This window comes from Micromonospora matsumotoense (assembly GCF_050951065.1).
Lineage (GTDB): Bacteria > Actinomycetota > Actinomycetes > Mycobacteriales > Micromonosporaceae > Micromonospora > Micromonospora matsumotoensis.
The window spans coordinates 5,055,780-5,081,628 of record NZ_CP192025.1 but is presented as its reverse complement, the minus strand read 5'-3'; the positions used below and the strand labels follow the sequence as shown (position 1 = coordinate 5,081,628).

The 25,849-nt window shown below is 68.4% G+C and carries 25 protein-coding genes, 2 tRNA genes and 2 pseudogenes; 16 read left to right on the top strand and 13 right to left on the bottom strand.

Features of this window, described 5'->3' with window-relative positions; genetic code table 11:
- Positions 1-301: 301 nt before the first annotated feature.
- Entirely contained in the window at positions 302-883 is a 582-nt protein-coding gene (locus ACQP1S_RS21455) for a TetR/AcrR family transcriptional regulator (RefSeq protein WP_432898391.1), read from the bottom strand.
- Between the two features lie 86 nt (positions 884-969).
- Here ACQP1S_RS21455 and ACQP1S_RS21450 point away from each other — a divergent pair, with 86 nt between their 5' ends.
- Positions 970-1,716 (top strand): siderophore-interacting protein, encoded by a 747-nt coding sequence (locus ACQP1S_RS21450; protein ID WP_432898388.1) that lies wholly within the window; start codon positions 970-972, stop codon positions 1,714-1,716.
- A gap of 186 nt (positions 1,717-1,902) precedes the next feature.
- On the opposite strand, the gene ACQP1S_RS21445 is transcribed toward ACQP1S_RS21450, so the two are convergent.
- On the bottom strand, positions 1,903-5,790 hold the full coding sequence (locus tag ACQP1S_RS21445; protein ID WP_432898385.1) for an Hsp70 family protein: 3,888 nt from the start codon (positions 5,788-5,790) through the stop codon (positions 1,903-1,905).
- 115 nt (positions 5,791-5,905) lie between these two features.
- Here ACQP1S_RS21445 and ACQP1S_RS21440 point away from each other — a divergent pair, with 115 nt between their 5' ends.
- From ACQP1S_RS21440 to ACQP1S_RS21410, 7 genes are all read left to right on the top strand, one after another.
- Entirely contained in the window at positions 5,906-6,232 is a 327-nt protein-coding gene (locus tag ACQP1S_RS21440) for a hypothetical protein (protein ID WP_432898382.1), read from the top strand.
- A gap of 72 nt (positions 6,233-6,304) precedes the next feature.
- Complete coding sequence (locus ACQP1S_RS21435; RefSeq protein ID WP_432898380.1) at positions 6,305-6,427, top strand: hypothetical protein; 123 nt, start codon at positions 6,305-6,307, stop codon at positions 6,425-6,427.
- A 5-nt stretch (positions 6,428-6,432) separates the two neighbouring features.
- On the top strand, positions 6,433-6,789 hold the full coding sequence (locus ACQP1S_RS21430) for a hypothetical protein (protein WP_432898377.1): 357 nt from the start codon (positions 6,433-6,435) through the stop codon (positions 6,787-6,789).
- Positions 6,790-6,899: 110 nt separating this feature from the next.
- Entirely contained in the window at positions 6,900-8,951 is a 2,052-nt protein-coding gene (locus tag ACQP1S_RS21425) for an NACHT domain-containing protein (RefSeq protein WP_432898374.1), read from the top strand.
- A 570-nt stretch (positions 8,952-9,521) separates the two neighbouring features.
- Positions 9,522-10,100, top strand: coding sequence for a hypothetical protein (locus ACQP1S_RS21420; RefSeq protein WP_432898371.1), 579 nt, complete (start codon positions 9,522-9,524; stop codon positions 10,098-10,100).
- 39 nt (positions 10,101-10,139) lie between these two features.
- Positions 10,140-10,463, top strand: a complete 324-nt coding sequence (locus tag ACQP1S_RS21415) for a transposase (RefSeq protein WP_432898368.1) — start codon at positions 10,140-10,142, stop codon at positions 10,461-10,463.
- On the top strand, positions 10,460-11,383 hold the full coding sequence (locus ACQP1S_RS21410) for an IS3 family transposase (RefSeq protein WP_432898365.1): 924 nt from the start codon (positions 10,460-10,462) through the stop codon (positions 11,381-11,383). Before ACQP1S_RS21415 ends, ACQP1S_RS21410 begins: the two co-directional genes overlap by 4 nt.
- Here ACQP1S_RS21410 and ACQP1S_RS21405 read toward each other — a convergent pair.
- Positions 11,273-12,505: an IS110 family transposase gene (locus ACQP1S_RS21405; RefSeq protein ID WP_432898362.1), complete on the bottom strand. Its 1,233-nt coding sequence runs from the start codon at positions 12,503-12,505 to the stop codon at positions 11,273-11,275. The two genes, ACQP1S_RS21410 and ACQP1S_RS21405, sit on opposite strands and share 111 nt — an antisense overlap.
- An 821-nt stretch (positions 12,506-13,326) precedes the next feature.
- Here ACQP1S_RS21405 and ACQP1S_RS21400 point away from each other — a divergent pair.
- Positions 13,327-14,208, top strand: a complete 882-nt coding sequence (locus ACQP1S_RS21400) for an aminoglycoside phosphotransferase family protein (RefSeq protein ID WP_432898359.1) — start codon at positions 13,327-13,329, stop codon at positions 14,206-14,208.
- Positions 14,209-14,336: 128 nt separating this feature from the next.
- On the opposite strand, the gene ACQP1S_RS21395 is transcribed toward ACQP1S_RS21400, so the two are convergent.
- A complete protein-coding gene (locus ACQP1S_RS21395) occupies positions 14,337-14,993 on the bottom strand; it encodes a Type 1 glutamine amidotransferase-like domain-containing protein (RefSeq protein WP_432898356.1) in 657 nt (218 codons plus the stop codon).
- A 242-nt stretch (positions 14,994-15,235) separates the two neighbouring features.
- Between ACQP1S_RS21395 and ACQP1S_RS21390 the strand changes: the two are divergent.
- A pseudogene (locus ACQP1S_RS21390) lies at positions 15,236-15,600 on the top strand (IS701 family transposase); the annotation flags it as partial.
- 99 nt (positions 15,601-15,699) lie between these two features.
- Here ACQP1S_RS21390 and ACQP1S_RS21385 read toward each other — a convergent pair.
- Positions 15,700-17,088, bottom strand: coding sequence for an IS701 family transposase (locus ACQP1S_RS21385; RefSeq protein WP_432898353.1), 1,389 nt, complete (start codon positions 17,086-17,088; stop codon positions 15,700-15,702).
- Between the two features lie 73 nt (positions 17,089-17,161).
- Here ACQP1S_RS21385 and ACQP1S_RS21380 point away from each other — a divergent pair, with 73 nt between their 5' ends.
- Entirely contained in the window at positions 17,162-17,611 is a 450-nt protein-coding gene (locus tag ACQP1S_RS21380) for a zinc-ribbon domain-containing protein (RefSeq protein WP_432908180.1), read from the top strand.
- Positions 17,553-18,071: a hypothetical protein gene (locus ACQP1S_RS21375; protein WP_432898351.1), complete on the top strand. Its 519-nt coding sequence runs from the start codon at positions 17,553-17,555 to the stop codon at positions 18,069-18,071. Before ACQP1S_RS21380 ends, ACQP1S_RS21375 begins: the two co-directional genes overlap by 59 nt.
- Before the next feature lie 173 nt (positions 18,072-18,244).
- Here ACQP1S_RS21375 and ACQP1S_RS21370 read toward each other — a convergent pair.
- The 4 genes from ACQP1S_RS21370 to ACQP1S_RS21355 form a co-directional block, all read right to left on the bottom strand.
- Positions 18,245-18,316 (bottom strand) — tRNA-Pro (locus ACQP1S_RS21370).
- Between the two features lie 10 nt (positions 18,317-18,326).
- Positions 18,327-18,398, bottom strand: a tRNA-Gln gene (locus tag ACQP1S_RS21365).
- A gap of 18 nt (positions 18,399-18,416) precedes the next feature.
- Positions 18,417-19,829, bottom strand: coding sequence for a hypothetical protein (locus tag ACQP1S_RS21360; RefSeq protein ID WP_432898348.1), 1,413 nt, complete (start codon positions 19,827-19,829; stop codon positions 18,417-18,419).
- Between the two features lie 90 nt (positions 19,830-19,919).
- Positions 19,920-20,048, bottom strand: coding sequence for a hypothetical protein (locus ACQP1S_RS21355; RefSeq protein WP_281190477.1), 129 nt, complete (start codon positions 20,046-20,048; stop codon positions 19,920-19,922).
- A gap of 12 nt (positions 20,049-20,060) precedes the next feature.
- On the opposite strand from ACQP1S_RS21355, the gene ACQP1S_RS21350 reads away from it, so the two are divergent.
- Positions 20,061-20,543: an Mth938-like domain-containing protein gene (locus tag ACQP1S_RS21350; RefSeq protein ID WP_432908177.1), complete on the top strand. Its 483-nt coding sequence runs from the start codon at positions 20,061-20,063 to the stop codon at positions 20,541-20,543.
- Positions 20,544-20,693: 150 nt separating this feature from the next.
- On the opposite strand, the gene ACQP1S_RS21345 is transcribed toward ACQP1S_RS21350, so the two are convergent.
- Positions 20,694-21,050 (bottom strand): NUDIX hydrolase, encoded by a 357-nt coding sequence (locus tag ACQP1S_RS21345; protein WP_432898345.1) that lies wholly within the window; start codon positions 21,048-21,050, stop codon positions 20,694-20,696.
- A 335-nt stretch (positions 21,051-21,385) separates the two neighbouring features.
- Here ACQP1S_RS21345 and ACQP1S_RS21340 point away from each other — a divergent pair.
- Both ACQP1S_RS21340 and ACQP1S_RS21335 read left to right on the top strand, forming a co-directional pair.
- Positions 21,386-21,629 (top strand): annotated as a pseudogene (locus ACQP1S_RS21340) (helix-turn-helix domain-containing protein); the annotation flags it as partial.
- Positions 21,630-21,883: 254 nt separating this feature from the next.
- The gene (locus tag ACQP1S_RS21335; RefSeq protein ID WP_432898342.1) at positions 21,884-22,633 is read left to right on the top strand and encodes an ABC transporter permease; all 750 of its coding nucleotides are present in this window, start codon (positions 21,884-21,886) and stop codon (positions 22,631-22,633) included.
- 74 nt (positions 22,634-22,707) lie between these two features.
- Here the strand turns inward: ACQP1S_RS21335 and ACQP1S_RS21330 are convergent, their stop codons facing one another.
- From ACQP1S_RS21330 to larB, 3 genes are all read right to left on the bottom strand, one after another.
- Positions 22,708-22,896 carry a cytochrome c oxidase assembly protein gene (locus ACQP1S_RS21330; protein WP_432898340.1) on the bottom strand — a complete coding sequence of 63 codons (189 nt, stop codon included), beginning with the start codon at positions 22,894-22,896 and terminating at the stop codon, positions 22,708-22,710.
- Between the two features lie 133 nt (positions 22,897-23,029).
- Complete coding sequence (gene larC, locus ACQP1S_RS21325) at positions 23,030-24,274, bottom strand: nickel pincer cofactor biosynthesis protein LarC (RefSeq protein WP_432898337.1); 1,245 nt, start codon at positions 24,272-24,274, stop codon at positions 23,030-23,032.
- Positions 24,271-24,972: a nickel pincer cofactor biosynthesis protein LarB gene (larB, locus tag ACQP1S_RS21320; protein WP_091253015.1), complete on the bottom strand. Its 702-nt coding sequence runs from the start codon at positions 24,970-24,972 to the stop codon at positions 24,271-24,273. The genes larC and larB overlap by 4 nt, the downstream gene beginning before the upstream one ends.
- Before the next feature lie 32 nt (positions 24,973-25,004).
- Here larB and larE point away from each other — a divergent pair, with 32 nt between their 5' ends.
- A complete protein-coding gene (gene larE / locus ACQP1S_RS21315) occupies positions 25,005-25,841 on the top strand; it encodes an ATP-dependent sacrificial sulfur transferase LarE (RefSeq protein WP_218108317.1) in 837 nt (278 codons plus the stop codon).
- Positions 25,842-25,849 lie beyond the last annotated feature (8 nt).

The following is a 25,849-nucleotide window of genomic DNA, read 5'->3' as shown; positions in this document are numbered from 1 at the left end:
TTGAACTGGATCGAGGCGTAGTTCGCCGCCGTACGTCACCTTGCTCTCAACGGCACCGACCACCGCACCCACGCCGAGCAGGACACCGCCACAGGCGCCTGCATCCGCTGGCGCAACCAACACGTCCGACCCAAGACCGGACTCGTCATCAGATCCAAGATCCGCCACATGGATTCCCCGTTCAAGGCTGCATGACGAGGCAGCAGACAGCTCCACTCCACAACCGGAGGCCTTCGTCATCACGCCTATCTACGTCGTGTCGTCACATGACCTCAACCAACGTCCTGGCAGTACAGCTGGGTCACAGGTCGCCCAGCAGCACCTTGATGACCTCCATCAGCTGCTCGCGCAGCTGGTCGGCTGGCAGGTCCTGATAGTGGTCCGACAGCATCACCAAGGGGCCGAAGATCGCGCCCAGGGTGCTGCCGAGCCGGACCCTGACCTGCGGGTCGAGCGCCGGGTCGGCGAAGAGCGCCGACAGCTTCGTGTTCTGTGCCGCCAGCCGGGTGCCGACCTCGGGGTCGTTGGCGAACAGCGTGTGGAAGACGTCCTCGTTGCGTTCGAGGACCACGAGCATCTGCCGGTGCCGCAGGGCGATGTCGATGATCTGTGGCAGGGCCCGCTGCCAGGCGCTCGGGTCGGTGCCGGCCACCACCAGCCGGTCGGACGCCTCGGTGAGTACGTCGAGGGCCCGGCCGATGACCGTGCGGGCGATGTCGTCCTTGGCGTGGAAGTGGTGGTACACCGCCGCTTTGCTGACGCCGAGCCGCTCCGCGATGTGCCGCAGCGACGTGCCCTGGTAGCCCTGGCGGGCGAACAGCTCGACGGCGACATCCACGATGCGCTCCCGCATCGGCTCGGCAGTGGGGTTGGCGGAGGTCACCGCCACAGGGTATAACTTGCCGATCGGCAAGTCGCGCCTTGTCGATCGGCAAGGAATAGGCTCGACTCCGATGGTGAGGACCGCTTGTGAAGAGTCGTCTGCTCGACCGCCTGCTGGTCGCCGCCCAGGTTCACGCGGTCGAGCCGCTGGGCCCCCGGCTACGGCTGGTCACCCTGACCGGGCCCGATCTGGCGGGTCTCGACTGGCTGCCCGGCCAGCACGTACGCCTGCAGCTCGCCCCGGGGCCGGCCGCCATCGACTGGCTGGTCGGCACGCTGCGCACCTACACGGTGTGGAGCTACCAGGACCAGACCATGGAGCTGGTCGTCTTCGACCACGGGGACGGCCCTGGCGCCCAGTGGGCACGCACCACCCGGCCCGGCGACGAGCTGATGCTGATGAAACCGCAAGGCACCTTCGTCACCGCCCCGGCGCCGTACCACCTCTTCGCCGGGGAGGAGACCGCGCAAGCCGCCTACGGTCCGATGCTGCGGGCACTGCCGGCCGACGCCCGGGTCTTTGGCCGGTTCGAGATCGACTCCCCGGACGAGCGCCTGGACCTGATCGACTCCCACCACGAGCGCCTGGCCCCAAAGACGCGCGGGGACCTGGAGTGGAGCTACCGCCGGGGCCGGTCCGCGGCTTCCTCCGAGACGCTGGTCGAGGCCGTCCGCGGGCTGGAGCTGCCCGCCGAGCCCGGCCGCGCCTACCTCGCCGGAGAAGCCCGGACGATCCAGCTGATCCGCCGCCACCTCGTCGAGGAGCGGAACTGGCCGCGTCGCAACGTGATCACCAAGCCGTTCTGGACCCCGGGCCGCAAGGGGATGGACTAACGCATCGTTCCTTGAACCCTGTATGTGAGTTCTAGGCGGCAGATGCGTCTTGGTGGGGTGGTCTGCCCCAGATCCAGGGTTGCCGCTGAGATCACTTCACTGCCGGGGGTAGCCGGCCGTAGCGAGCACACCAACCGACGACTCGATGGTGCTCCCCGCATATACGTACGGGCGCGGCGGTTCCGATTACTGATCCTCTCGGAGGCGGTATGCCGATCGAGCACGTCGAAGGGTCTGCTGGTGGCGGTGCTGCAGCTCGGCGGCTGCTTGAGTGCAGCCGAGGTCGGTGAGGGCACCGCTGGCGAGCCTGTGTAGGTCGGTGTTGTACGGGTCGACGCGGATACCGTCCTGCAGTAACTGCAGGGCGCGGTGTGGGTCGGGCTCCTTGGCAGCGAGGGCGGCGCACAGGTCGATGACTCGGCGGCGGGTCGCTTCGCGGTGCGGGTCGAGCCAGGGCCAGGTGCGGGTGTCAGCAAGGTCGGCGGAGTAGGCGTCGAGGACGGTCTGCCAGGCAGTGGTGGTGTGGGGGAGGGTGGCGGCAGCCTGGTGGATGGTGGCGTGGAGTTGCCACAGGTCGACGTCGATGTGCGCGGGGTTGAGGTGGTAGCGGTCGTCGGTGTGGTCGATGACGGGTAGGTCGCTTGCGGTTCGGATGGTGCTGCGGAGGTCGCTGAGGGCGGTGTAGAGGCGGCCGGTGAGGGAGTGGCGGGGTAGTCCTGGCCAGATGGCGTCGGTGAGTTGTGCGGTGTCGGCCCCGTTGGGGTGGATAGCGAGGTAGACGAGGACCTGGAGGCCAGCGCTGCGGCGGATGGTCAGGGGTTCGCCGTCGAGGAGCAGTTGCGGGTCACCCAGGACGCGCAGATGAAGCCGCTGCTGGGGCGCGGTGAGCAGGCGTGGATGTTCGCGCCGGGCAACCTGTCGTGGCAGTGGCAGCTCTGGTGGTCCCGCGTAGGGCAGTGGTGGGCGTCCGCTGGCGGGGTGGAGTGGTGCCGGGTCGGGACTGGCGATGACGGTGAGGAGGTCGGTGGTTGCCGTCTGGTCCAGGACGCATAGCCGTGGGCTCGGCATGTCGGGGTGGTGTGGGTCGTGCAGGTGGCCGGTGGAGTCGGCGTGCCAGTTCGGCCCGTCCGGCCGTTCTCCCAGTACGACGACGAGAGCAGCGGTGGCGGTGCCTGTCTCGGCGAGTTGCTTCAACTGCTGCTCATCGCCGTCGTGGTCGTTCAGCAGCACGATCTTCCGATGGCCGTGTCCACTCGACGTCTCACCCTGACGCTGACCAGGAATGGCTTCACCAGCGACGGGGCCGGCGGGTTGGAGTAGCTGTGCTGCTTCGTCAGCGATGTCGACGATCGTCAGCGGCAGGCGTCGCCCGAGCGTCTCCGCAGCTGGCCCGAGAAGGAAGGCCAGCGTTGCCTTGGTGACGATCAATGATGTCGAGGGGTGGCGTTGGTCGGCCAGAATGGCGGTGACCAGCAGCCCACGCCCGACGGGCAGCGCGCCCGGTCCGGTAAGACCCACGCCGCCGACCGGCAGGGCTTCGACGAGTGCCGCAAATCCGTCCGACGGCGAGGGCGTCGAGGGGGCATCGGCGAGGGCGGCTTGGACGGCGGGGACGGTGGGTGGTAGTGGGGTGAGGTCGGTGTCGTCGGGGTGGGTGGGGTGGGGTTGGTAGTCGCGGCGGCGGCGTAGCCAGACCAGTGCTGCGGCGGCGGTGATCTGTTCGGCGACGTCTCGGGGCAGCCAGCCACCGGGAACCGTGACCCCGTCTTCGCGTACGGCCTGGTCGGGATGGTCGTCCGGGGCGGTCTCGTCGTGGAGTGTGGCGGTGCCGGTTGCTGTGGGCTGTGCGGGTTGGGGTGGGGCGTCGGTGATGGTGTTGGTGGTGACGCCGAAGACGGCTGCGCCGGCCATTCCGCTGGCCGTCGCCTGTAGCGGTGTGGGAAGGGGCACCCGTCGGAGCCATGCCGTGGTCGCGCGGAGGCGGATGATGATCCGGACGGCGACGGTGTAGACGACGAGCAGCCAGATCAACCACGCGCCGATAGCAAGTCCGGCGGTCAGAGTCTCCTCGGTCAACGGCTGCTGCAACCAGGCTCGTGCTTGTTCCGAGGTCGGCCATCCGCGAAGGGGCGGACCGATCACGGTCAGGAGCACCGCCGGTGGGCCGACCAGGAACGCCAGGACGAAGATCAGTGACATCAGTTGCCGTGGCCAGCGCATGTCAGCTGCCTCGGCCTGTGGGTTGAGGGCGGTGGGGGTGGTGGTGGGGTGGATGAGGCGGGTCCATACGCGTGCTGCCCACCAGATGGTGATGGCTATGGCGTAGCTGACGCCGAGGATGCCGGTGGCTTGTCCGGTGACGATCGCGGCGCTGATCACCGCTATCGGGGCGGCGAGGACGATGCGGAACATCAGGGGTGTCACGAGGGCCATGACAATGCCGATGCCGAGGAGGAGTCCGCCGATGCGGGCGGTGAGGTCGAGCCATTCCACCAGGTGTGGCCATCGGTCGGCGGTGCGTGCGTACTGGATGAGTCCCATGCCCACGGCGGCGGTGACGACCGAGCCGGTGGGTGTGGCCAGGAGCGCGGACCAGCCGCCGGAGGGTGTGCGCCATTGTCGGGCGGCGATCATCGCCATGACCGCTGCGAGGACGGCGGTGGGGGCGATAGGCCAGAGCGCCCAGGTCAGGAACCCGCGCAGGGGTAGGCCGAAGTACTGGCTGATGACGATCGCGTAGAGGGCGGCGATGGCGACGCCGAGGGAGACCCCGGCGAGGATGCCGATGCTGACTTTCCCGCCTTCGGTGCGGAGTTCGGGGGTGGGGCTGCGGGCGGCGATCAACGAGCCGAGGATGGTGCCTGCTGCGATGCAGGCCACCAGGGCGAACACCGCTGCCATCGTCAATTCGCCCAGGTTGAACAGGACGTAGTAGTACGCGCTGAGGGTGTTGTTGCGTTCGGCGGTCCGTAGGGCCTGCCACAGCAGTGCCGGGGAGGCGAGGCCGGGCACCGCGATGGCGACGGCTCGCCGGATCGGCGGCACCGTCACCTCCACCGTGTTCACCCCCGCTGCGGGAGCGCCCACCTCGGCGGCGCCCCGTGCCGCGACGAGTTGAGGCTCCGCCACCAGCACCGGACTGGTTCCCGTTTGCTCGGCGATGGCGGTGTCCAGGCGTGGGAGGTGGGCGCTGCCGCCGACGCAGTAGATTCCCGCGAGGTCGCGGGGGGTCAGTTCGGCGGCGGAGATGCACTGCTGGGTCAACTCCGCGACCCGTAGTACGGCCGGTTGGGCGGCGGTGTCGAGCATGGTGCGGTCCGCGATGACCGGGTGGTGGCCGGCGACCGGCACGGTGACCGCCGGGTGCGATCCCACGGTTTCCTTCGCGACCCGGACGCTTTCCGCCATCACCCACTGGCCCATACCGCCGGCAGGCACCTCGCGGCCGTGGAGCACAGCAGCGGTCAACGCCAGGTCGACGGCAGTACCACCGGCCGCAGGGTCGGCGAGGGTGGCGAGGACCTCGAACCCTGCCGGGCCTCGGCGCAGCACCGTCACCTCGGCCCCCGCGCCGACATCACACACGACGATGAAGGATCCGACCGTCAGCCGTACACCTGTGGCCACCAGGTGCTCCGCGACGGCTACCGGAGCTTCCACCAGGCGGGGCTGCCCGAGACCTGCCCGGTGCGCGACCTGCCGCATCCAGGTACGGCGACGCGGTCCCCACCCGGCCGGCACCACCAACCGCACATCCCGTACCGGCTCACCGACAACACCTTCGGCCTCCGCAGCAGCCCGCCGCAACGGCGCCGCCGCCAACTCCACCGCCCCCGCCTCAGCACTGTCGACGACCAACTCGTCATCGCCGGTACGGCGGGGGTTCGGCATGAACCTGCTCGGTTGCGCCTCGGCGGCCTGCCACGCCCGCCGGCCCGTCCAGACCTGCCCGTCCTCGGCCAAGAACAAGCCACTGGGCAGGTACGGTAGGCCGTCGAACGCCAATGTCGACGCCCCACCATCAGCCCAGGCCAACACGGCCACGGTGCTGGCGCTACCGCAGTCGATCGACAACTGTGCTCCCCCCCCGCCCCCCACGCAGGTAGTCAAACATGAATATCCGTTCAAGTAACCTCCTGATCACGCACGAGAATCAAGGCTGGTCCAGCTCGTGGAAACGGTGCGCACCGTGTACGAGATCCGCACCTTCGAGGCGCTGTGTGACCAGCTCAAGTGCAAGGGCGTCGACCTACAGCACAGCCTTACCACCGACCCCACCCGTGGTGCGGCTACGCGAGGCGCCGAGATCTTCGGCGAGGACATCTGGGTCGCTGTGATGCTGTCCGGCGAGTTGGATGGTGACGACGATCTCGACGACGGTGTGGCCATCCGCCGGTGGACCACCGTGGTGCCCTACCCCGACGAGTTGGGCTGGCCGCGCGAGGCGCTGGCCCTCAACGCCGACGACACGCTCGATGAGGACAACGAGGATGACGATTTGGCACCGTTGAGCTAACTGCGGCCGGTCCAGGTACTGCAGCGGATTCTGTGTCTACGGCTATGTGCCCCGGACTCGTAGGATTAATAGATGGTGGCCGAACCGGAGTACCCGCAGGAGTTGGAGCGCCGGATTCACCGGCTGGAGGATCACGAGCGGCGCATCGCCAGGATGGGCGGTCATTCGGGCAGTGTGGAAGGGGCAATCCGGTGACGGGGGTGGAGTTGATCGTGGCGGCGTTGGCCGCCGCTGCGACGGCGGGGGTCACCAGTGGTGTGCAGGACGCATATGCCGGGTTCAAGGGTCTGCTCGTCAAACGGCTGGCCGGGCGTACCGAGGCGGTGGAGGCGTTGGCGGCGCGGGAGACCGAGCCGGGGGTCTGGCAGGCGCGCATTGGTGAGGACTTGACCGCCTGCGGTGCGGCGTCCGACGCGCAAATCCTCGCCGCAGCCCGGGCGGTGCTGGCCCAGGCCGATCGGGCTGGGACCTACACCGTGGAGTACAACTACGGGGCGGTCGGCCAGTTTCACGGCCCGGTGACGATCTACCCCCCCGTCACGCCGGGGACGGTCTAGGGTCATCCGCCTCCGGCATCGCAAGCACCGACCCTCAGGCCACTGTTGCCGATGGCTACAGGCACATCCAGCACAACTACCTCACTTCGCTTCCTGGGGATCCGGTGGAGATGGCTGCGCAGAAGTTGGGGAAAGTGGTGCTGGCGCAGTGGAGGCAGGAGGCTGCTCTGCGGGGCCTGCAGGACCCGGTGCCGATCCCCGTTCGGTGGCGCGCGACGCCCAGCGGGGAGTTCGGTGACCACCTTCATCTGACGGGGGATCCCGTCGAGGGAAGCGCTGACGATCTGGGTTCCTTCGCTGACGCGTTCTTGCGTCTGCAACGGCGGCGGCTGGTCGTGTTGGGTGGGGCGGGCAGCGGCAAGACGAGCCTGGCTGTGTTGCTGGTGATCGAGCTGCTGCAGCGGATGCGGGAAGGGGACCGGGTCCCGGTTCTGCTGTCGCTCGCCTCGTGGCGGCCCCGGGTCGAGCACCTGGCTACCTGGTTGGAGCGGCAACTGCTGCTCGAGTATCCCCACCTAAGCGTCGAGATGGTCCGCGACCTCGTCCAGGATTGGCGCGTTCTGCCGGTCCTGGACGGCCTAGATGAACTGCCCGCCGCCGAGCGGCCGGCGGCGTTGCGGGCGCTCAATTCCGCCCTTGCGGCCGGTGGCCCCCTAGTGCTGACATGCCGGACCGATGACTACGCCGAGGCGATCCATTCCGCTTCCGTGTTGCGCTCTGCCGCCGTCGTCCAGGCCGAACCTCTCGCCGTCGAGGCGGTATCGGAATACCTGATCGAATGCGCCACGCCGCTCCACCAGGATCGCTGGCGACCGCTTACGGACGCCCTGACCCGGGATCCGTCCAGCCCTGTGGCCACGGTCTTGTCGGTTCCACTGCTGCTGTGGTTGTGCCGCGTCGTCTACGAACGCGCGGAACCGGACCGGCCTCCCTGCGAGCTCACCAATTCGGGCGACTTCCCAACGGCCGAGGCAATCGAGCGTTATCTACTACGGGCGCTGGTCCCGTCGGCCTATGCAGGTGGTCCGCAGCCACTGCCCCCGCCCGGTCGAAAGGCGTCGCGCGGACGGTCCAGCCCGGACGGGTACGGAGGTCCCGAACAGGTTTCCCGCTGGTTTGGCTACCTCGCCCAGCACCTCAAACAGCGTCGCAAGCCTGACCTCGCGTGGTGGGAACTGGGCGTCGCTATGCGCCCACTGCCGCGCATGATAGTGGTCGGAGTTGCCGCCGGCTCGGGCGTCGGGCTCATGGTCTGGTTCACGGACTGCCTCCTCTACGTGTTCGGCTACCTGTACTTGTACCCAGGGCTCTCACAGGGGCTCATGTCCAGGTTCATGAACGGACTGTTCATCGGACTCATGAACGGGTTCATTAACGGGATTCCGGCCGGGCTGGTCTTCGCGCTCATCCACGGAAGGGCGACCAGGGACTCGGCGCTGGAGCCGGTACGCGTACGGATCCGCATCAGGGGCAGGGCAGGACAGTCGGAGGTCAGGCGCTTCCCTGAGATCCTCGCGCGGGCCAGGATCGGGCTCCTGGCCGGACTCGCGACCGGCGGCGGAGGCGGATTGCTGGTTGGGGTGTACAACACGCTGTACTACGAAGTGTCTTCCTGGTTCGTGGCCGGGCTGGTCGGCGCGGTCGTGGGCGGGCTTTCGCTCGCACTCGGCGGTGGGCTCGCCGGAGGACTCATGGCATGGCTCGAAACTCCTGTCGACATCGGGGCCATCCCCGATCCGCGTGCCTTGCTGAACCTCAACCGTAAGACCGTGCTTCTGCAGTGGCTCATGATCGGACCCCTGTTCGGGCTCGTGGCCGTGGTTGGCTTCAGGTTCATCTATGAGTTGCTGAACGAAATTGTGCGAGACGGTGCGGTCGCGTGGAGTGGCACCTCCCTCGTGGGAGGGCTCAGGCTCGGACTTCTCGCCGCGCTCGGGGGCGGGCTCGGAGTCGTGCTTAGCCTGACCGCCTGGGGGCAGTGGGTGGTCCTCTCGCGCATCTGGCTACCGCTGACCCGGCGGCTGCCATGGCGGGTGATGTCCTTTCTCGAAGACGCTCACCAACAGCGCGGGATATTGCGCCAGGCCGGCGCATTCTACCAGTTCCGCCACACCCGACTCCAAGATCACTTTGTCCGTCCGTCGGAACACCGCGACCAGTAATCCAGTCCAGCGGGCATGGACCGGACGATCGATTTCACCAACCCGCTCAGCTCAGCGCAAGATCATCGCCAGGGCACGCCTACTTCTCCTCGGGCAGTCGTATTGCCTCCACACGTGTTCTGCATGGCAGACGCATGATCCATGCAGCTGGTGGCATAGTCGGCAGTCCCGGTAAGCTAGACCGAGGGGAGAGAGGGTGCCTCGTCATCCGGACACGGTGATCAGGCCGAACACCGTGCTCAGCGCTGCTCGAAGGCGGTTGCCGCCACCCATGCGCGCTGGACAATGTATGTCCCGTAGTGAATTGGCTGACGCAGTCAACGCAACGCTTGACGCGATCTATTCCGGCCGTGACGTCGCCGCCCACTATGTCGACTTTCGCTGGATCGGCAAGTTGGAGCGTGGCGAGCATCGTTGGCCCAGCGAAGCCCGACGGGCTGCACTGCGCCAAACGCTGGGTGCCGCCACCAATGCGGATCTTGACCTCTACAGCCCGCGAAGGAGCGATGGGGGCCTCTCGTCGACGGATCGTTCGAAGCTCGGCCAGGTAGTTGGGACGAGACGATCCACTTGCTGCGCGAAGAGTGGCATCTTCTGGTTCAGAATGACAAGACGTTCGGGCCGGAGTACGCCTTGATGGGGGTCAGTAGGCAACTGGCGACGGTCGAGGCGCTCCTGCGTGAGGTGCCTCAGACGCTGCGGCCCGCTGCGGTTCGGCTCGCCGCGCAGTACGCCGAGTCTGCTGCTTGGCTCAACCAGTCTCTCAACGATCATTACGCTGGCCAGCGTTGGGCTCAGCAAGCACTCTCCTGGGCACAGCAGATCGCTGACCCGGCGATGACTGCTTGGGCCATCTACCGCAGCAGTCAGCAGAGACTGGCGGCTGGGCAATTCACCCAAGCGGTTGAGCAGGCTGAGGTGGCGCTGCACTACGACCAGAAACTGCCTCGGCCGATGCGAGCGGCGCTGCGGGTCCAGCACGCGCATGCTCTTGCAGGCACGGGCGAGCATCGTGCGGCCATGCGTGTGCTCGACGACGCGCATCATTGGGCAGCGGACCGTCGTCCAGGTAAGCCTGAGGGGGAGCATGGCTCCTACTGCACGAGTGGCTACATTGAGGTGTACCGGGGTGGGCCTGCCCCGTTTTGACGGACATCCGAGATCAGGGGACCTGGGGTCTCCGGGAGGATGTCCATCATCATGGAGAGCATGGGGAAGAAGCGGCCGCGGCCTCGGCGTTCGTTCACGCCGGAGTTCAAGGCCGAGATCGTCGAGTTGTGCCGGCGCGGTGACCGCACGCTTCGGCAGGTCAGTCAGGATTTCGACCTGACCGAGACAGCGGTGCGTGACTGGGTCAGGCAGGCCGACCTCGACACCGGCGCCCGTACCGACGGGCTGACCAGCAGCGAACGAGACGAGCTCGCGCAGCTGAGGCGGGAGAACCGCAGGCTGCGCGAGGACGTGGACATTCTCAAGCGGGCGACAGCTTTCTTCGCGAAGGAGACCCGGTGAACGTGCACCCGTTCATCGAGGCGGAGCAAGCCGGCGAACACAACGTCAAGCGTGCGTGTGAGCTGCTCGAGGTCTCCAGGTCCGCCTACTACCAGCGCACATCCGGTGTCCAGTCCGTCCGCCGGCGCGTGGATGCCCAACTCACCGAGAAGATCATCCAGGTCCACGCGGTGTCGAAGGGCACCTACGGGGCGCCACGGATCCATGCCGACCTCGCCGACGCCGGCATGCGGCACGGCCGTAAACGCGTCGCCCGGCTGATGCGCGCCGCGCAACTGGCCGGTAAGAGCCCCCACCGGTGGCGGACCACGACGACCCCGGACCCGAACGCCAGCAGACGCCCCGACCTGGTCGAGCGTGACTTCACCACCGACCCGACTGCCCTCGATTCCCGCTGGTGCGGGGACATCACCTACATCAACACCTGGCAGGGCTGGCTCTACCTGGCCACCGTCATCGACCTGGCCTCACGCCGCATCGTCGGCTGGGCCATCGCCGACCACCTCAAAACCGACCTGATCGACGCCGCCCTCACCGACGCCCTCGTGCGACGCCGACCCAAGTCCGGGCTGGTCTTCCACTCGGATCGCGGCTGTCAATACACCAGCGCCCAGCATGCCCGCCTCGCGCAACGTCACGGCATCCGCCTGTCCGTCGGACGGCGCGGGCAGTGCTGGGACAACGCGGTCGCCGAATCGTTCTTCTCCACCATCAAGACAGAACTCCTGCACCGCCAGCCATGGCCCACCCATCACGCTGCCCGCCAGGCCATGTTCGAGCACATCGAGACATCTCACCAACACTGTCTGTCAAGCGGGGTTACCTGCGAAGTTGGTGAAGGCTCTGGTCGGGTCGTAGATGGTGCCGTGTTGCAGGCAGTGGTGCAGCTTGCCGAGCATGAGGTGGAACAGTCGGCGTAGTGCGGCGACGTGGCGGTCGCCGGCCTGCCGGCGGGCGCGGTAGCGGGCGTTCCAGTGCGGGTCGTGCCGTACTGCGGCCAGCGCCCACACGTAGCCGGTAGCGGCGATCCGGTCGTTCTTCGCGCGCCGGGCGTGCACGAAACTGCTCTTGCCTGACGCCCGGGTCACCGGCGCCGCGCCCGCGAAGGCCCGCAGTGCGCGGGCGTCGGCGAATCGGCGCCGGTCGTCGCCGATCTCGGCCAGCAGGCGGGCGCCCAGTTGCACTCCGAGGCCGGGCACACTCGTCATGATCTTCGCATCCGAGTGCACGGTGAACACGTCGTCGATGCGGTGTTCCAGCTGTGCCAGCGTCTGACAGACCGCGTCGAGCTGTCGGACCAAGCCCTGCAGTTGCAGGCCCATCGCGTCCTCTACGGCTGCGGGCTGGCGCATCTGCTCGCTGCCGAGCAGGTGGTGCAGCTTGTCCGCCTCAGCGGTGATGCCGCGCTGCCGGCCAGCCGTGCGCAGCATCGACGCCAGATCGTCTACGGTCAGCGCCGCTGCGGCGGCAGGTGTCGGCGCAGCGGCCAGGACGATCCGGGCGGTAGGCGAGTCCAGCCGATGCCGCCCACCGCGCTCGAACGCCTCAAGCGCGGCAGGGAAGAACATCCGTAGCACCGTCCGGATCCGGTTGGTGATCGTGACCTGGCCCCACGCTGCGTCCTGCTGCGCCCGGGTCAGCACCCGCAGCGATTTCAGCAACTCGCTGTCCTGCGGCAACGGCCGGTGCGCCTCGACGTCGGTGCGCAGGATGTTGGCCAGCACCATCGCGTCGAACGCGTCGGACTTACCCCGCGAAGACCGGTAGCGGTCTCGGTAACGTGACACCGCCAACGGGTTGATCGCGAACACCTGCCGGTCGGCGGACCGCAGCCCCGCGACCAGCAGTCCCTGACTCGTCTCGATCGCTACCGGCAGCTTGCCACCTTCAGGGTCATGCTCGGCGAGCATGGCCAGGACCTGACTCAGCCCTGCCGCGTCGCTGCTGATCCTGGCCGAGGCCACGACGACGCCGTTGGTGTCGACCAACGCCACGTCGTGGTGATCCTGCGCCCAGTCGATCCCACACGCCACCGCTGTCACCGCGACTCCTCTCCGTCTGCATCCACAGCGAGGCGCGACGCCCTAATGGACAGTGCTTGCCGCACGACATCTCACGAGCCGTTCGCCTCGCCACCCGTGGCGCCCGCACTCGCGCAAGGCTCCAGGCCTGCGACCAATCAAGGCTCAGCCCGCTGGCGATCCACGGGCCGATCATCCTCGCCAACGACCGCGGCCGCTGCGCCCCACGCCGAAACCAGGGTCCAGCCCTCAACGTTCTTACAGAGGTCAACAGCGGCCGCGATCCTCAACAAGGCGCCGATCTCGATTCCCAGGCTCGATGGCCAACGGCTGGTACGGGCGTCCTCTGTAGCCATTAAGGCTGGTACAACACCCGATGCCGGCACTCGACCCTCGGCTACCTCAGCCCCGCCGCCTTCGAAGCCACCGGTTCGCACCTGCTACCAACGGTCCAGGCAGCCTGACTACGATCAACACATCGACCCTGTCCGTCGAAACGGGTCAAGCCCAGGGAGCATGCCTTCGGTTGGCGCAGCGTCCGATAGAGGCGATCGCTGTGTTGGACGAGGCCCTTCCGTCCGACGTCCGTATCCGGGAATGCCAGCTATCACGATCGCGGCGGCTCTGAGGTCTTAGTTAACAGTCGACGGGTAAGACGGTCTGAAGCATCGTCTCGGGAGGCCGCGATCACCAACCACATCACCGATGTGACTCTGCCAGTGAAGCCGGCGGATCAGTGGACTTGTCTTCGAGCTGGAATTCGGTTGCGTCAGAGTCGCTCGTCGAAGATGGTCAGCGCTACGACCGCGCTTCATCGGGAGGGTGTCCTGCCAGCTCCAAAGATGCACGCCGATGAGATCGACATCCCGCTCGCCATGGTCGAGCGGCTGATCGCCGGACAGTTCCCCCGGTGGGCTGCCCTTCCCCTGCGACGACTGCCCTCCACCGGGACGGTGAACGCGCTGTTCCGCTTGGGGCCGGATCTGGTGGTGCGGCTGTGCCGCGTGCCGTGGGCTGCGGGTGGCGAGGCCAAGGAGCAGCGATGGCTGCGGCAGCTGGCCGGCTACCTGCCCGTCGCCATCCCCGCACCGGTCGCTCTGGGGCAGCCCACCGACGAGTACCCCTGGACCTGGTCGATCCTTCGCTGGCTTCCTGGCACAAACCCCGTTCCCGGGAGCCTCACTGCACCGGACAAGCTCGCCGCCGATCTGGCCGCGTTCATCATCGCCTTCCGCGCCATCGACATCCCCGAAAGTCGCAGGGCCTACCGCGGCGGCCCGCTGGCGCGGCTTGACGAGCAGACACGGGCAGTCATAGCGAAACTTGACGGCACGATCGACACCGACGCGGCTACCGCCATCTGGGACGAGGCTCTGGACATCCCCGCCTGGGACGGTCCATCCACCTGGGTCCACGCGGACCTGTTGCCCGGCAACATCCTGACCGCGGATGGGCGACTCAGCGCCGTCATCGACTTCGCGACCGTCGGCATGGGCGACCCCGCATGCGATCTGATCGTCGGCTGGACCGTCCTACCCGCTAACGTCCGGCCCATCTTCCGAGAGATGGTCGACTGCGACGACGCCACCTGGACCCGCGCACGCGCACGCGCACTGTCGATCTCACTCGGTGGGCTGCACTACTACCGGGGCATCGAGCCCACTCTGGCTACCGAGGCCCAGTACACGATTGACCAGGTCCTCGCCGACTCGATCACCTCGTGAGGACTCACGGGAAGTTCGCGCCGCAAGCCTTGCTCACCGACAACATCGAACCTGGCTTCGGAGCTGCTCAGTCGACTCGGCCGGGACGCCAAGCGAGCGAAGCCGTGCCGCTCTCGGGGCCTCTCTGATCAACAGACGGCCGCGGTGAGCTCGATCGCACCGGACGGGAAGACCCGGACCCGTTCCGGCCCGGTCTCGCGGAACACACCGTCCCGGAAGATCAGCCCGCCCCTCTCGGGGACCGCCAAGACCGGCTCGTCGTGGATGCCAGCCCACTGTTCAACCACCGGCGCGTCCGCTGCCGTGAAGTGCGGATAGACCACCGCTCCCGCCAGCAGGTCCAGCGCACGGGTATCAGAGATTCCGACAACGTCTTCGTCAAACAGACCCGCGACGGCGATGTCCGCCCCGCACAAGATGGCACCGGCGCTTCCCCCATACAGCAGGCCGCCGCCTTCCACGAACTCACCCACCCGGCCGAGCCAGCCCCGAGCGCGCAGACAATCCAGCAGCGCGAACGTGTTGCCACCCGGAATAAACAGGATCTGCGCCGAGGACAGGCCAGCGATCGCGCGGTCCGGCACGTCGATCCAGGTGTCGACGTCGAAATCTCCGCGCTTCGCCAACTCTCCGGTCAGCCAATCGTGGACCGACGCCTGGGCGTCGCGTTTACGCAGAGCGTACGGCCAGCAGACGACACGTCCGCCCACCGCGAAGAGCTCGTTCCACAACCGCTCCTCATCAGCCGCGCTGCAGCCACCACCGATAAACACCGCCCCGCCCATCGGGCCAGACTGCCACAAGCTGCAGGACCTGACGACCACCATCAACCCTCGATGACCGGTCCCACTACATGAGCCCAGGCCAGGGGAATTGCATGAGCGTCGACACCGCGACGGGAGTGTGGTCCTTGCGGGCCCAGGTCCGGGCCCTGGGCGGGCGCAGGGTCTGTCCGGCCTCGTCCTCGAAGACGATCCACGCTCCGGTCGCCGCCGCTAGCCTCGTATCCTGGCCCAGGTGGTGGCCCGCCGGGACCCGGTGGGCGATCGAGGAGTGCTTCCAGACGGCCAAGACCGAGGTCGGCCTGGACCACTACCAGGTCCGCCGCTACGACGCCTGGTACCGCCACATAACTCTCGTTCTGTGCGCCCACACCTACCTCGCAGTCACCGCCGCCCAAACGAAAAGGGGGACCCGGAACCTGATCATGAACAGCTCGTGCCCCTCAGCCTCGGCGAGGTCCGCCGTCTCCTGGCACACCTGATCACCACCACCCGACCCTTCGACCACATCCATCGATGGTCACGATGGCGACGACGGCACCAATACCGCGCCAAACGGGCCCACTACCAGCGAAGACTTCGACTCCATCAGGTGCGGCTGGAGTACTAGTAGTGCTTTGTTAGGTTGGGACGAGTTGGTGGCAGCGGGGGCAGAACCCGAGCCAGGTCGCGAGTAGGTACTGCAGTTCGCGGAGGACGGCGTAGAGGCTCAGGTCTGCCCCGCTGCTTTTGGGCGTGTCAGCCTCAGTTGGGTGAGGAACAGTTGGGCGGCTGCGGCGAGGGTGACGTGGCGGTGCCAGCCGATCCAGGAGCGTCCTTCGAAGTGGTCGAGGCCGAGGCCGGTTTTGAGTTCGCGGTAGTCATGCTCGACGCGCCATCGGCTCTTGGCCAGGCGGACCAGCTCGGCAAGTGGTGTGTCGGCGGGCAGGTCGGACAGCCAGTAGTCGCTGGGCTCTTCCTGGCCGGGGGGCCATTGCACGAGCAGCCAGCATTCGGGCAGGACGCCGTCGTCGCCGTACTGGGGTCCGCGTCGGATGACCCGGCCGGCGGGACGCACCCGTATGGCGAAGAAGTGTCCGGACAGCTCCCCGACGGGCCGGTCCGGGATGCGGTCGGCTGCGGGTAGCCGGGCGCGCCAGCGCACCACGGTCGTGGCGTCGGCGCCGTGGGCGAGGGCCAGGTCCTTCAGGCTGCGGGCCGGGTGGGGGTAGCGGGGTGCGGGGTGCTTGCCGACTCCGGCGTAGGGAACCTGCACCGGTTGGGCGTGACCGGGTTGCGCGGTGGTCGACGACGTGGTCGCCACGATGTAGCCGATGCCGCGTTCGGTCAGGCCCTGACGGAACTCGGCGACCTGCCCGTAGCCGGCATCAGCGGTCAACAGCGGCGGACGCAGCCCCCACCCGGCGAGTTCGTCGAGCATTTCCAGGGCCATCATCCACTTCGGCCGGTACCGCTCGGTGCCGGGAACCTTCGACGCCGCCCGCCGCCGACGGATCTGCTCGATCTGCTCGGCGGGCGGCACCCGCGCCCGTTGGTGTGGATTCTTCGCCCCGGCCGCATCGAGGGTGACCGGCTGTTGACGCAGCCTGCGGGCGTGGGCGTTGGCGGGTTTGCCATCCGGACCCGGGACGCAGCCCTCGTCCCAGGACTCCGGCACGAACAGCCGCCAGTTCAGCACCGCCGACGCCGTGTCGGTCGCCGCGTGGACGCTGACGGCGATCTGGCAGTTGGCGACCTTACCGAGGGTGCCGGAGTACTGCCGGGCCACACACGCAGAAGCCCTGCCGTCCTTGGGAAACCCGGTGTCGTCGACCACCCACACCTGAGGCATCACCGCATCGACCGCAGCCGTGGCCAACCGCCGCCGCACACCGGAGACATCCCACGTCGACGAGGTCAGGAACTGCTGCAACTGCTGGTGATCGACCCCGAGCCGATCGGCCATCGGCTGCATCGACTTACGCCGGCCCTCCAGCATCAGCCCCCGAAGATACCGCAGACCAGTCGCCCGCTGATCCGACCGCGGCAACCCCGCGAAGATCCCGGCCGCGAAGTCCTCCAACCGCGCCCGCACCCGAACAAGATCCCGCTCATCCACGCACCGCAGCCAAACACCACCACGAAACCCGTACAAGCGACACGCCACAACGACCTAACAAAGCACTACTAGGATCGCGCTGGAGTTCCGTGAGAACCTGTCAGAGCCGGATCGTGAACCGGACACCCTCCGACCTGGCAGCAACAATCGATGCCGGTGGGAATGCACCCAAGGCCATCGCTGGATTACGACCGTCAACACCCGCACGTTCGGATCCGGGACGGGGTGCGCCAAATGCGTTGCCGCCGGCATTTCACGCTTCGAGCTGGAAGTCGCCGCCATGCTCCACGCTTCCACCGGCCTGGCGGTGACGACCGATCATCGGGCGATCGTGCGCGCCGCCTTGGTCTCGGCGTATCCAGGCACGCTGCAGGGCTTCGGCTGCCAGGATCCGGAACGCGCGGACCGCGGCAGATCCGGATACCCGAGTGCGAGTCAGGCCGGCTCAGGATTACCGTCCGGTGATGACCTTCGACTTCGGTATTGCCGGCTACCAGCCGGCCTGGCTGAACGGAGCTGCTGAGGTCGCCGGTCGTCACGCTCGACGGCTGCGGGGTCTCGTGGGCCGTCGGCTGACGTCCAGCTGGGTGGTGTGGGATGACGATGAGGACACCTGGTTCGCCGACTGTCCGGTGGTGTTGGACTTCGACGACGAGCGTCTTGAGGTCAATCATCAGAAGTTTGATGATCTGTCGATCACGTACGGGTCGATCGACGTGACACGGATGCCGGTGTGGCCGGCCTCGGACGGCTTCCTGCTCCGTTGGCGCAGCGATGCTCCCGCGCTGTTGGTTGCCCGGCACGGGCAGAGGCTTGAGGCGGTGGAGCTTCTGGAGTGGGCCGGGGGTGACCTGGCGGACGGTGCCGTGGCGTTGGGCCTGCGATTCGCGAGCGGCTGGCTGACGGTCTACAACGCGATGGACGAGAACGGAATTCAGGAGGGCGATCCCTCCCTGTGGTACCGCCGACACCGACTGGGGTGAGCCTGCAACTGCATGACTCGATCGAGCCGTCAGCGGCAGAAGCGGATGGCAGGCGGCTGTGGTGTCTGGATCACGCACGGGTACGGCGGAGATCCACCGGCTGCTCATCGAGGGGCCTGCCCGCCTCAGCCTCGCAGTTGATTGTCCATCAACTCGGATGGCAGATCCGGGGGATCCGTTGACCGGGCTCGAACCGGCGTCCTCCCGGCCCCTAGCCGGGTGCTCTACCTCTGAGCTACAACGGATCTCCACGGGCCTCGCCGGCTGGGCTCGAACCAGCGTCCACCCGGACCAGAGCCGGGCGCTCTACCCCTGAGCTACGACGAGCGTGATCATGCTGCCCTATCACGGCTTGACGTGTCCATCCCGTTCCGGCAGCTCGCTGACCACGACGTCACCCGGGATCAGCGTCTGCTCCAAGCTGCTTTTGATCATCTTCCCGGAGAACGCCCCACCGGCACGGAGCATCGACGCCCACAGCGGGTCCACGATCGATACCCCGTGCACCAACTCGGGCGTGGGGCGAAAACGCCCGGTTGCTGCGGGTGTCCTGGGACCTGTCCAACCCGACGTGACCGGGTCGACGCCACCATCGGCGCATGCTGCCTCGACATCCGCACGGGTGCAGGCGGCGGTGCCGTCGAGAACGTCCCACGGCAGCGGTAGCCGAGCCCATACGCCCACATCGGGGTGCAGGCCGCCGCCGGTCGACCGGTGCCACGCCGCCAGGTCCGCCGCGATCAGCATCATCGCCTTGCCCGGGCAGGACGCCTCCAGCAGGCCGAGGCTGCCGGCGGCGTCGAGCGCCGCGATCCAGGCCGCCCGCGCGGCGTTGTACGCGCCGCACAAGAGGTTCCACGTCGACGAGTCGTTACCCCGCCTCACGATCATGGTGGCCTGGTCGAACTCGCTGGCCGTCCATACCCGCTTGAGCAAAGCCGCGACCTGGCGCATCGTTGTCCACCACCGGCCCAGCAGCTCACCGCGCTGTGCTTCGGTCAGCCGGGCGAGCACGGGCGGCGTCGGATGGGCCTGGGCGATCATCCACCAGTCCGTCGCCGGGTTGGCGGTGCAGTGCCTGAACAACAGGTCGGCGATGTCGTCGTACGGGTTGTCCCGCCCTGACAGCGTGAACTCTCGCCGTAACTTCCGCTTGGCAGTCAGATACGCCACGAAGCACCCCGCCCACGGATCAGCCAGAAAGGCATCTCGCTCGATGCTCGCGGCGAATCCTGCCCGCGCGACCATGGTCAACCGCCGCTTGGTCTGCTCGACCGCCAACCTGTCGGCTTTCGTCAACAGTCTCTGCGTCACCCGGAATCGCCGGTTGTACTGCCGCTTCGACAACTCGATCCCGGCCGCGGCCCGGCCCTCCCGGTTCAACCGATCACGCAGGAAGTCCAGCCGGGCCGGATCGACGGCACCCAGGGATTCGCTCAGGCGGGACGAGAAATCAAGCAGCGAAACGGGATCATCCGGGTCGACGCCACCGGGCGGCAGATCGAACAGCCGCGCCGCGGCGTCGATCTGACGGGCCCCACCGACCGGCCGCGCGAAGTCCACCGACATCGAACTCCACCCGCTCCAGCGTGCCGCCGCACGAGCCGCCCGCCCCAACGTCATCCGGTCTCGCAGCCCCAACTGGCCGCCCACCACCCGCAGCACGAGATGCGCGACCTCCTCCGGCCGGCGCCGCTCATCGAGTGAGGTATGCAGCGCGACCAGGGCATCCTCAGCAGAGGTCTCGGCGATGGACATGGCGGCATCCTGGCAGGCACGACGCGACCCAAGCAATCCGATTCGCCGCCGCACCTGGCACCGCACGGGCGGAATGCTGATCATCAGATCTCAACCGGTCTCTACCGTGGAGGTGGTACGCGACCCCTGCCGGACAGCGTGCGACGAGGTGCTGTGCGCCACGTCGTTGACGTCGACCTCCTCGTGGTCTTTCAACATCACCACCTGCCACGCGCTCATCGGTACGAACGGATGCGCACCGGGCGCGCGGATTGCGGCGTGAGCGTAGGGCCTGGCAGCCTGCACAGAACGTTCAGCCGCGGCCGACGCGGCTCCGTCCAACGAGGGGCCGCCGTGTCCAGCGAAACAACTCGTTCGCCGCTCGTACTGGCGATCTCATGGGGCCACATGGACGTCGAGGACCTTGGAGTTGGCAAGGACTTCAAGCTCTACCCCAGCGGTGGCCGTCCGTGGGACTGGCCCGAAACCGGTACCCGCCACAGCCCCGGTGTTCAGCCCGATGATGTCCTAGAGCTTCTGGCCCACGGCGCCACGACCGTCGTACTGTCGCGTGGCATGCAGCTGCAGCTGCAGGTCGACCCGCGTACCCTCAGACTGTTGGAGGAGCGCGGGGTGACCGTCCACGTGGCGGAGACCACCGAGGCAGTCCAGATCTACAACGACCTCGCCACCAGTGGCACCGCAGTCGCAGGGCTGTTCCACTCGACCTGCTGAACGCAACGATAGAGACACGCTTGCAGCGGCAGATGCGAGCGCCGAAGTTCGCCAGTCGGCGGGTCCGCAGCATCTGGATGTGCAATTGGGCGTCAGTACCGCGTCCTGCTTCACGTCCAGCGAGACGGTGCAGCTGCACCGGCGGCGGACTCAGTGCTGAAGCAGGCCACCGACCGGGACGGGGACGACGTGGCCGGTCGAGGGAAGGGTCTGCGCGAGTGCCAGCCCGACGTCGACCAGCGACGATCGGCGCAGGCGGGCCACATCCGGTATTGAGGTCCAGACCGACTCGGCGGTTTCGCCGTTCGGCTCGGGGCGCAGTGTGCCACCAGCAATGCGGACTCGGTAGAAGATGCCAATGTTCTGGTGCTCGATTCCCAGCCGCGCCTCGGTGGCGGGAATCACCCTCGAGTCCACGCCCAGCAAGCGTTCAACCAGCGCGTCGCAGCCGGTCTCTTCGGCGACCTCGCGGATCACCGCATCGAACGGATCCTCCGCGTGCTCCACCTTGCCCCCGGAAGGGTCCAGTTGGTGTCGCCGGTCGGCGATACATAGCGGGCGAGCAGTACCCGCCCATCCTCGATGCACACGGCATAAGCCGCCAGCCGGAAACTCATCGGCACCTCCGGCCGGACCCTACGCCACCGTTGGGATCGTATCTGGTCCATGCGCCGGCGATCAGGTGCACGCTCATCGGCTAGATGAGTGCGTCGTGGTCGACCACGGTGAGGGTGCGATGCGAGCGCCGACGATGGGGGGCCGGCCGTCACCGTGTCGGCTCCGCGTGAAAGCTGACCCCGTGGTTCCGGCTGAATTTTGACCCCTTCCGGAAGCATCGGGAGGTGCTGAGCGTGGAGGACTGGGCGGAGATCCGTCGGTTGCATCGGGCGGAGCGGATGGCGATCAAGGCCATCTGTCGTCGGCTGGGGGTCTCACGGAACACGGTGCGTAAGGCCTTGGCCAGTCATGAGCCGCCTCGCTATCAGCGGGCGGGCAGGGGTTCGATCGTGGATACGGTCGAACCGCAGATCAGGGCGTTGTTGGCGGAGTTCCCGGACATGCCGACGACGGTGATCATGGAGCGGTTCGGGTGAGCCCGCGGCAAGACGGTGTTCGCTGATCGGGTGCAGCAGTTGCGGCCGTTGTTCCGGCGCCCGGACTCGGCGCAGCGGACGGAGCATCTGCCAGGAGAGTTGGTCCCCATAGTGGTGCCACCCGCCCTACCCATCGGTATCCAACTCCTACGCTCCCGCTCGGCAACCGCCGCAGGGGCAACGGCGTTCAGAGACGCATCCGGTACCAACTGATCGGCCCGTCGGCGCCGGGGCAACACTGGCAGGATGACCTCGACGATGCTGGTGCTCGGGCCGCAACTCGCCGTCGCGCTGGCGCTGCTGACTGCTGTCGCAGCCGCCGTCGCGATCGTTGGACGGCTCGGGCACGGCCGGCAGATCGCCGTCGCCGCCGCCCGGGCCGCGCTGCAACTGGCCGCCGTGTCGCTGGTGATCACCGCGATCATCTCGTCGCTGTGGGCGACCGCGGCGTTCGTCATGCTCATGTGCGCGGTCGCTACGGTCACTTCCGGCCGGCGGATAACTGGTGGGCCGAACGGCTGGTGGGCGGGTGTCCCGATCGCCACCGCCAGCCTGACCGTCGTCGCCGCGCTCCTTGTCGCCGGGCTGGTGCCCCTGCGTGGCATCGCGATCATCCCGATCGCCGGTATCCTGACCGGCGGCGCCATGACCGCCACAAGCCTCGCCGGGCGTCGTTTCAACGACGATCTTCGCGCCCGGCGCGGCGAGGTCGAAGCGGCTCTCGCGCTGGGACTGCTCCCCCGCGACGCCGCGCTGCTCGTCTGCCGCCCCGCCGCCAGCCAGGCACTCATCCCCGCCCTCGACCAGACCCGCACCGTCGGCCTCGTCACCCTCCCCGGTGCCTTCGTCGGAGTCCTCCTCGGCGGCGCGAGTCCCCTGACTGCGGGGATCATCCAACTGTTCGTCCTCGTCGGCCTCCTCGCCGTCGAAGCAACCGCCATCGTCCTCACCATCGAACTGATGGCCCGGGGACGTCTACGCCCGCGATCATCCTGAACCCAGCAGAACGCTGGGCTCCTGGCACACATTCTGCGATTGATCGCGGATCCACTGCCGGACCAGCAGGCCCATCACGACGGCGGCGGGATCTCACCGAACGCCCAGGTGATGCCGGCGCCCAGCTTCTGGTCGTCGAGCGGCGACGACGCCCATCCGGGATGCACGCCGAGGTGCCAGTCGGGGGCGAGGACGGTGGTGGTCTGCATGAGCGCGAGGCCGAGGAAGCCGTGCGCCATCATCGCGGCCAGGTGGATGAGCACCAGTACCGGGTGCGGGATCCGGGGCCGGCCCGGGTCGATGCCTTGACCCACGGGTCGCGGACGCGGAGCACGCCGGCCGGCGTGCTCGCGGCGGCGGAGGCTGACCAGGAGCGCCGCCGCCGGCCGCGGCGGATCAGGGCTGCGCGGCGAGCAGTCGGTGCACCTCGGTCAGCACGTCGGCCAGTGGTCGGCCGGTACGTCGGGCCACCGCCAGCACGTCGTCGTACTCCGGTTGGCTGTTCACCACCCGGCCGCCGAGGTGACCCCGTTTGACCCGCACCGGTGATCCGTCGACGGCGACGGTCACCACGTCGCGGCGCAGAGCGCGGCGGTGCACCTCGCCGACGCGGACCCCGAGGGTGGTGGTCTGCTCGAAGACCAGCTGGCAGACCAGATCCAGCCGGTCGGTGTCGACCAGCACGCTGAGCACCTGACCCGGCCGCCCCTTGCGCATCAGCGCCGGGCTGCACCAGGCGTCCGCCGCACCTGCGTCACGCAGCTGCTCCAACAGGTCGGGCCAGATCCGTGGGTCGAGGTCGTCGATCGTGCACTCGACCTGATGCAGGGTGTCGGTACGCCAGTCGGGCGGGCTGCTCGCAGCGCCGATGAGCACCCGGAGCAGGTTGGCGTGCCCGGCCGGGTCGGCCTGCCCGGCACCGACGCCGACCGTCCGCGGGACGCAGGGCGGGGTCGGCCCCCACCCGGTGGCGAGGGTGCTCAGCAGCGCAGCGCCGGTGGGTGTGCAGAGTTCCATGCTGGCCGGATGCGCCCGCAGCGGGGCACCAGCCCTGGTGAGCAGCTCCAACACGGCCGGTGCCGGCACCGGCAGGACGCCGTGCGCGGCGTGTACCTGGCCCGAGCCGACGGCCACGGGCGAGACGACCCGTACCGCTGCGGCCAGTACGCCCAGCTCGTGCAGGGCCAGCGCGCAGCCGACCACGTCGGCGATCGCGTCGAGCGCACCCACCTCGTGGAAGTGCACCTGGTCGATGCCGGTGCCGTGCACGCGGGCCTCGGCGGCGGCCAGCCGGTCGAAGACCGCGCAGGCGAACGCGGTGACCGACTCGTCCAGCCCAGCCGATCGGATCACCTCGACTACGTCGGTGAGCCGGCGGTGCGTGGTGCTTTCCGACACCCGTACCTCGACCAGGGTGGCCCGGAAACCGTGCCGGCGGACCGGGCGCGGCTCGACCACGATCGGCTCGACGTGCAGCCGCGCCAGCCCGGCCCGCACCACGTCCGGGTCGGCGCCGGCGTCGAGCAGCGCGGCGAGTAGCATGTCCCCGGCCGCGCCGTTGCTCGCGTCGATCCAGAGCACCGGCACGGGTCCGGGCTCGCCGGCCCGGTGTCCGGCGCGCTCCGGTGGGCCGCCGGTCATGGTCGGGCCGTCCGGCGGGCGATCCGGGCGGCGGCCACGCCAGCGCTGAAACCGTTGTCGACGTTGACCGTCAGCACGCCGGGTGCGCAGCTGTTCAGCATCGCCAGCCAGGCAGTCAGGCCGTTCAGGTGCCAGCCATAGCCGACGCTGGTCGGCACCGCTATCAGCGGGACGCCGATCAGGCCGCCGAGCACCGACGGCAGGGCCGCCTCCATGCCGGCGACCGCGACCACCGCGTCGGCGCCGGCAATGCGGTCCCGCTGGGCCAGCAGCCGGTGTAGCCCCGCTACGCCCACATCCACGACCTCGTCGCAGCCTGCGCCGAAGACGCCCACCGTCGCGGCCACCTCGCGCAGCACCGGCAGGTCGGCCGTTCCCGCGCCGACCACGGCCACCGTGCCCACCGGGGCCGGCGGTGTCCCCAGGATGGCGAGTCGGCCAGCCTCGTCCAACCAGGCTGCCGGCAGCTCCTCGGCGAGCCGGGCCAGTGCGGCCGGTGCGAGCCGGGTCGCCAGCACCGCCCGGTCCGGGTGGGCGGCGTGCAACGCGCGGAGCGCGCTGACTATCTGTGCCGGGGTCTTACCCTCGCCGTAGACCACCTCGGGGTCTCCGGTGCGTGCCGCCCGCTGTACGTCCAGCTGGGCAAAGCCCAGGTCAATAGTGTTCCCGGCGGAGCCGGTCGGATATGGTTCCATCATCTTCCCCCGGTCGTCGTGATGGGAGTGGCGTCGTGGACACGATTGCACTCGGTGATCGGCTTGTCGCCGAGATCGCCGGTTACGGCAGTGTGCTGGTGGCTTTCTCCGGTGGGGTCGACTCCAGTCTGGTGCTGGCGGCGGCGGCCCGGGCCCTGGGTGCCGACCGGGTGGCCGCGATGACCGCGGTGTCGGCGTCGCTGCCCGCCGCCGAGCGGGCCGCCGCCGAGCGGTTCTGCGTCGCCCTGGGGGTGGCCCACCACCGGCCGGCCACCGGGGAGCTGCGCCGGGCTGGTTACCGGGAGAACGGCCCGCGACGCTGCTACTTCTGTAAGAGCACGGTGCTGGACGCGGCCGTCGAGCTGGCCGGTCGGCATGGCTACGACACGGTCGCTACCGGCACCAACGCCGCCGACCTGACCGCCGGTTTCCGGCCCGGCATCGAGGCCGCCCAGGAACGGGCGGTCCGTAGCCCACTGGCCGACCTGGGAATGTCCAAGGACGCGGTCCGGTCGGTTGCCCGGGATTGGGGCCTGCGGACCTGGGACAAGCCGGCAGCGGCCTGCCTGGCCAGTCGGATCGCCTACGGCATCGAGATCAGCCCGGCCCGGCTGGCTCGGGTCGAACGGGCCGAGCGGGCGGTGCGTGAACTGCTGGCCCGGCACCAACCGCGTGACCTGAGGGTCCGTGACCTCGGCGACGAGGTACGGCTGGAGGTGGACGCCGAACTGGTGGCTGCGGCGCTGGCCGACGAGGCGCTGCCCGGTGCGGTGAGGGCGGCCGGCTTCGGTGAGCTGCCGGTCCGGGTGGCCGCCTTCCGCTCCGGCTCGCTGAACGACCCGCTGCGAGCCGACGTGCCGGGCCGTGCGTGACCGGGGCG